The sequence below is a fragment of the Rhizobacter sp. P2_H2 genome (genome assembly GCF_056403375.1).
This window is the reverse complement of record NZ_JBFUFP010001103.1, coordinates 1-1,731: the sequence shown is the minus strand read 5'-3', so window position 1 is coordinate 1,731 and position 1,731 is coordinate 1. Positions and strand designations below refer to the sequence as shown.

Genomic DNA, 1,731 nt, shown 5'->3' with positions numbered 1-1,731 from the left:
CAGCAAGGGCGCGTTGGCCAGGTCGGCCGGCGTGCGCAGCGGCGCCAGCCGCGCGATCAGCGAGGGCGCCGCCATCGCCATCACCACGTCGTGCATCAGCGGCGGTGCCTCGCCCATCGCATCGTCGAGGTGGCKCACCTCGRTGTCGGCCTCGCTGCCCACCACGTCGAGGAACGGGATCGACAGCACGATCTCCAGTTCGACCCGCGGATGCGCTTCGGTGAACTGCTGCAGGTGCGGCACCAGGATCTGCCGCGCGAACGTGGGCGGCGCCGTGATGCGCAGCCGCTGCACCTGCTGCGCGGCACGCTGGTGCAGCGGCACCGCGGCCAGCAGGCCGAGCGCGGTCGAGACCTGGGCCAGGTACTCCTTGCCCGCCGGAGTCAGCACCAACGCCCGCGCAGAGCGCGTCAGCAGCGGCGTGCCGAGCAGTTCCTCCAGCGTCGCGATGCGCTTGCCGACCGCGCTCGCCGTCACATGCAGCTCATCGGCCGCGCGCTCGAAGCTGCCCAGGCGGGCCGCGCACTCGAAGGCGCGCAGGCCGTCGATCGACGGGTAGCGGAGGTCGGGCAGGCTCATGAAGCGCGATGATAGGCCGCTCGCCTGCACATCGAATTCGTTCGTTGACAAACGAATTCATTTGAATACACTGGGCCGCAACAGAACGACTGCGAAGGAAGCGTCATGGTGAGAACCTCGTCCATGGAGCCGGTGTCCGCGCGATTGCCCGGCGACATCTACCTCTGGCTGGCCGGCCTGGAAATCGAAGGCGCGCCCACCAACAGCGACAAGGTGCGGGTGCTGCTGTCCCAGTTGAAGCGCCAGTACGACGGTGCCTTCGATTACGCCGCGGCCCATGCCTGGGTGCGCGACCTGATGGGCGGCCTGCGCGACGGCCTGGTGGCGGCCGAGCGCGAATCCGGCCGACACTCCGACCTGCTGGCCGCCTCGCTGGAGCAGCTGACTTCCACGCTCGCGCTGGTGGTGTCGTCGCGCCCCGCCAATGCCGGCGAGGCGCGCGCACTGGAAGATGCGCTGGTGCGCCGCCTGTTCGCGATGGCCAATGGCCTGCTGCGCCAGGGCGCGACCAGCGAGGCATCGGCTTTCGATCCCGGCGTGGTGCGGCGACACTGGAAGAGCACGCTCGAACTCGCCCAGCTTCTCAACGACAAGCAAGGAGGTCCCCATGGCTGATTCCCTGAAGGCGCGCGTCGGCCGCGTCATCGTCGGCAGTGCCCATGCACTGCTCGACCGGCTCGAAGGCACCGCCCCCGAGGCGATGATGGAGCAGGCCCTGCGCGAGATCGACAAGGTGGTCGACGAGGTGCGCCACGAGCTGGGCACCGCCGCGGCCAACCGCCACCTGGCGCAGCAACAGCACGCGCTGCTGAACCGCCGCCACACCGAGCTGTCGGCCCACATCGACGAGGCGATCGCACAGTCGCGCGAGGACCTGGCCCGCGTCGCGGTGGCGCGCCAGCTCGACATCGAGGCCCAGATCCCGGTGCTCGAACGCTCGCTGGCCGAACTGTCCGGCGAAGAGACCGAACTCACCGGCTATGTCAACGCGCTGCTCGCCAAGCGCCGCGAGATGACCGAGGCGCTGCAGAACTTCCGCGCCTCGCGCAAGGCGGTGGCCGGCGGCACGGCGCATGCCGCCACCACGCGCAGCAGCGAGCGCAGGGTCGAGGCGGCCAGCTCGGCCTTCGACCGCATCTACCAGCGCGAGAC

The 1,731-nt window shown here is 69.9% G+C and carries 3 protein-coding genes; 2 read left to right on the top strand and 1 reads right to left on the bottom strand.

The features are described 5' to 3' along the window. The coding region (locus AC1D15_RS30490) for a LysR family transcriptional regulator (protein WP_477828975.1) at positions 1–579 on the bottom strand (579 nt) is incomplete at its 3' end. Positions 580–684: 105 nt separating this feature from the next. Here AC1D15_RS30490 and AC1D15_RS30485 point away from each other — a divergent pair. Then, positions 685–1,194: a hypothetical protein gene (locus tag AC1D15_RS30485; protein ID WP_477828974.1), complete on the top strand. Its 510-nt coding sequence runs from the start codon at positions 685–687 to the stop codon at positions 1,192–1,194. Then, on the top strand, positions 1,187–1,731 hold a 545-nt coding region (locus tag AC1D15_RS30480; protein WP_477828973.1), incomplete at its 3' end, for a PspA/IM30 family protein. The genes AC1D15_RS30485 and AC1D15_RS30480, both read left to right, overlap by 8 nt.